The 4,206-nt window shown below is 66.7% G+C and carries 7 protein-coding genes; 3 read left to right on the plus strand and 4 right to left on the minus strand.

Going from position 1 to position 4,206, the window contains the following annotated elements:
• The coding region (locus tag QOC69_RS17720) for an exodeoxyribonuclease V subunit gamma (RefSeq protein ID WP_526441883.1) at nt 1-201 on the minus strand (201 nt) is incomplete at its 3' end.
• A gap of 109 nt (nt 202-310) precedes the next feature.
• Here QOC69_RS17720 and QOC69_RS17725 point away from each other — a divergent pair.
• The 3 genes from QOC69_RS17725 to QOC69_RS17735 all read left to right on the plus strand — a co-directional run bounded on the left by QOC69_RS17725 (nt 311) and on the right by QOC69_RS17735 (nt 1,908).
• A complete protein-coding gene (locus QOC69_RS17725; RefSeq protein ID WP_526441885.1) occupies nt 311-910 on the plus strand; it encodes an HD domain-containing protein in 600 nt (199 codons plus the stop codon).
• A gap of 68 nt (nt 911-978) precedes the next feature.
• Nucleotides 979-1,290 carry a protein UsfY gene (gene usfY / locus QOC69_RS17730; protein WP_526441887.1) on the plus strand — a complete coding sequence of 104 codons (312 nt, stop codon included), beginning with the start codon at nt 979-981 and terminating at the stop codon, nt 1,288-1,290.
• A gap of 153 nt (nt 1,291-1,443) precedes the next feature.
• Nucleotides 1,444-1,908, plus strand: coding sequence for a hypothetical protein (locus QOC69_RS17735; RefSeq protein WP_526441889.1), 465 nt, complete (start codon nt 1,444-1,446; stop codon nt 1,906-1,908).
• Here QOC69_RS17735 and QOC69_RS17740 read toward each other — a convergent pair.
• From QOC69_RS17740 to QOC69_RS17750, 3 genes are all read right to left on the minus strand, one after another.
• On the minus strand, nt 1,905-2,621 hold the full coding sequence (locus QOC69_RS17740) for a crotonase/enoyl-CoA hydratase family protein (RefSeq protein WP_526441895.1): 717 nt from the start codon (nt 2,619-2,621) through the stop codon (nt 1,905-1,907). The genes QOC69_RS17735 and QOC69_RS17740 overlap by 4 nt on opposite strands.
• 72 nt (nt 2,622-2,693) lie before the next feature.
• Nucleotides 2,694-3,533, minus strand: a complete 840-nt coding sequence (locus QOC69_RS17745; RefSeq protein ID WP_526441891.1) for a DUF8453 domain-containing protein — start codon at nt 3,531-3,533, stop codon at nt 2,694-2,696.
• A gap of 146 nt (nt 3,534-3,679) precedes the next feature.
• On the minus strand, nt 3,680-4,206 hold a 527-nt coding region (locus tag QOC69_RS17750; protein WP_526441893.1), incomplete at its 5' end, for a phospholipase effector Tle1 domain-containing protein.

Consider the following 4,206-nt stretch of genomic DNA (forward strand, 5'->3'; position numbering starts at 1 on the left):
GACGCCTGCGCACACCCCGTCCGCCCCAGCGCCGCGACCCAGGACGTGCGACAGGCGCTGGCTCAGCCACCGCTCGACGCCGCGCGCGGGAACCAAGACCAACTCCGCGGCGAACGGGTCGTCGAGCGGTTGCGAGAGGAGGGCACCGAGACCGTCGGCCAACAGATCCGTTCGCTCGGCGCGGTGCAGATGCAAGACCATCAGTGGCCACCCTAGGACGCCCACCCGACATCGGTGACGGCCTTTGCTCAACGGCCGGTCGAACTGTCGTAGCCATGTGCCACAGTGAGGGCGAGAGGCGGGGATGCAGATGCCAACACAAACCAGCACACCCAAGCTGTCCGAACGGTTCGACGAGGCGTTGAAGTTCGCCTCCGAACTCCATCGCACGCAGACGCGCAAGGGCGGCGACATCCCGTACGTCGGTCATCTGCTGTCGGTGGCCAGCCTGGTCATCGAGGGCGGTGGCACGGAAACGCAGGCCATCGCGGGCCTGCTGCACGACGCGGTCGAGGACCAGGGCGGTCCGCCGACGTTGGCCGCGATCAGGGAGAGGTTCGGCGACGACGTCGCCACCATCGTCGACCAGTGCAGCGACACCGACGTGGTCCCGAAGCCGCCGTGGAAGAAACGCAAGCAGGACTACATCGACCACCTCGGTTACGCGTCGGAGGCCACCATCCTGGTGTCGCTCGGCGACAAGCTCGACAACGCGCGCGCCATCCTGCGCGACTACCGCGTGCACGGCCCCGAGCTGTGGAAGCGGTTCAGCGTGCACGATCCGCAGGAGCACCTCTGGTACTACCGGTCCCTGCTGGCCGTCTACAAGAACCGCAATTCCACCTGGCTGGTCGCCGAACTCGAACGCGTGCTGGGCGAGCTGGAGGATCTGGTCACGGCGACGAAGTAACAAAAGTCCTGGTAGTGCGCCCGGAACAGGTCTACCCTGGGGGCATCTCTACGACGAGAGGAGATGCGATGAAGGGCGCGCATCATGATCCCGTAGATCACTCCCGCACTACCCAACCGCATGCCGGTGAATCGATGATCGACACGCTGTGGTTTCCGGGACTGATCCTGATCTTTCTAGGAATCCTCGGTCTTGCCGGCATCGTCGCCGCCGCCGCATACGGACACACCGAGTGGGTCCTTCCGATGGCGTTGGTGAGTGGCGCCGTGGTCACGGCGGGCGGCGGTCTGATCGCTCTGGAGCATCGGAGGGTCAACCGCATCGAGCGACGCTGGCAGGCCGAGCATCCCGAGCCGGACACGCATCGGCACGCCGTCTGACGCGACGCCTGGCGTTGGTATTGCGCTGAGGGCTGTGGGGTCGATCTTCACGACCCTGGGCGCAATGTCAACGCGTGTAGCCGCGAACCGGAACTGAGAGTCAGGTAGTCGACTACGCGCGCGTCCGTCGACCCCGGCGGCCACGATCAGATCATGTTCATCGACCTCGACGATCACGTCCACACCGCAGCAGACCGGGGCTGGGGTATCGACGAGCGCGACCGCGTGCCCGAACCCGCCGACCGGTCCGGTACCCGCACCGCGGTCCGCACGGCGCTCGCCACCCTGATCTGCACGCTCATCGACTGGACCGAGCGCGAAGACGGCGGCAACTACCTGCTCAAGCCCGGCGAATGTGGTGATTGCGACCGCCACCCGATCGCAGTCTCCGATACGGCGTTCCACCACTCGTGGGCGGTCGACGTCGACTTCACCATGGGCAACTGCCACGGTCTCCCGACGCACGTTGGCCGCATCTGGAATCAATACGGTTTCGCGTGGGGCGGTGACTATCACGGGCCCAACCGGGATTGGCTGCACTTCGAGTTCATCGGCACACCCACCGATGCCATCCAGCTCTCCAAGGCCGCGTTACGCGACTTGGCTCCGGATGCCTAGCCGCCGCTGGTGAACTCCGCAGGCAGCCCGTCGATTCCGGCGCGGATCGCCTTGAGGGCGCCGTCGCGGGCCTTCACCTTGCTGGCCCGGTGCGCCTTCACGTGCAGTGTGGCGGCGGCTTCGGCCGCCACCTGTTGGGCCCTCGGCAGGACGTTCTCGACCTCGACGATCTCGTCGAGCCACCCAGCCGCGACCGCCCCGTCGCCTGCGAACGTCGCGGCCATCGAGACAGCCCGCTGAAAAGCCGCGCGCGTCAACCGCATTCGCATGATCTCGATGGCCGAGATCGGCAGCGTCATCCCGATCGCCACCTCGTTGGCCTGGCAGCGGGTCTTCGGCGAACCCACCCGGTGGTCGCCGCTGAGCAGCATGAACGACCCCATCGCGATCGCCGGGCCGGTCGCCGCGATGATCACCGGCACCGGGAAGGTCAGCAACCGGATCGACAGCTCGAAGCCGCCGGACAGCATGGCCAGCGCGGCGGCGGCGTCACCGGAGTTGAACACGCTCAGATCGAATCCGGCGCTCAGGACCCGTGAGTTGCCTGCCAGCACGATGGCCTTGACCTCGCCGTCCCCCGCACCCATCTCGGCGCGGTCCAGCGCGTCGTCGATGTTCTGCTGCATCGCCGGCGACAGCACGTTGACCTTGCCGTCGTCCAGCGTGATCGTCGCAACCGACTCATTCAGTTCGTAGCTGACCGTGCTGCTCATCGACTCTCCCTTGAGTGCGGACATCCGAGCCGATGTTACTTAACGCCGTTATCCACCGAACGGCGCCGTCGCTCACCCCAGGCTGGCGTGGTGACGTCCCCCATCGCCGTTCTTGATCCACGGGAAGGCGAGCTCGGTGGTCTGATCGAACTGCGTTGTCCGCCAACGGTCCTGGGTTTCTTCCGCCGCGCGGTTGATCCGGTCGATCTCGGCGCGAAACACGTCAGGCCTGGTCTCCTTGGACGCGTAGTGGAAGTAGGTCAGCAGGCTGCGCAACAACTCCAGTTTCTGCTTCTCCCGCTTCGCCAGGTCGTGGGTGGTCATCAGCTCGAGGCGCTGGGCCGGTTGCAGCGTCGCCCAGTCAAGACACACCTTCGACTCGAACTCCTGCCGCTTGTTCCAGAACCGCGAACCGCGCTTGTCCCCTTCCGGCCGTGGGGAGTCGAAGTACGTCAATCTCCCGTCGAAGCGGGATCGGATGGCTCCGCCGAGCTGATCGCGGCTCAATTGCGAATCCCACACAGTTCGCCACTCCTGCCCGGGTGCAAGAAACGGAAGTTCGCTGGGAAGGTCCAGTTCGGCGACGTCGGGTTGCCCGTCGTCGACCTGATCCTCGTAGACGGCGACCGTCGGCGGTTTCACGAACTGGAAGCGCACGTCATGGGCGGCGGTCTGGCCGAAGTTCCGAACGACCAGTTCGATCACGTGCCAGTCGGCGGCGTGCGGCTCCATGAACATCGCCACCTGCGGTCGGATCTGGTCGCTCTTGAGCTGGCGATTCGCCCTGATCTGGCGATTGGCGTAGAAGAACACGACGACAACGAGTGCCACCGCTGCCCAGGCGGCGATTGCCAGCCAACCTGCAGAACCCACCTTGTTCAGATCGTCCCAGCGATCCCTCATCCAGTCCACGGCGCCCTCATGTGGTCGATTGGTTTGCTCCGGACCCTATCGCTTCGCTGGCAGATCCGTACACAACTGGTCGCTTAGTTTGCTAGCGCGTCGGTCAAATAGATTACCGCGCGCGCAGTTGCGACGCCGAGCGAGGGGGGATGTTCTCAGGAGGCGACGGCCGCGAGTTCGGCGGGCACGACCGCCGGTGTGGCGGCAGCCGGCAACAGGCGCTCCCCGCGGGCCAGCCAGTCCTGATCCGACCACACCACCCGATCCGGCAGACGGCGCCAGTACTCGGGGTGGGCCCGCAGGTACACGTCGACGCTGGCATGCAGGCGAGCATCGGCAGGGAGCCGTCGCAACGAGAGGCTGCGTGCGCTTCCGGCGAGCGCGTCGGTCTGGTCCGGAGCGGGGGACGCAGCGGCGGCGTCGGTCCGCGGCACCGCACCCGCGGCGCGCGCACCGTCGAGGATCCAGTCGAGGGCGATGCCCGTCAACGGCTCGCACGCGCCCGCACCGCCCGCGACGTCGCAGTGCCCGCCCCTGAACCAGACCTGCTCGACCCGATCGGAGCAGGCGCTCACCAGCCGATCGCCGAACGGTCCGCCGTCGACGGCCATCGCATGCCGGCCGGCACGCACGTTCGACACGGGCGCCGGCGGCGGCTTCGGCAGCGCGACCGGTCGCAGCG

The sequence above is a fragment of the Mycobacterium sp. genome, from assembly GCF_032162105.1.
Lineage (GTDB): Bacteria > Actinomycetota > Actinomycetes > Mycobacteriales > Mycobacteriaceae > Mycobacterium.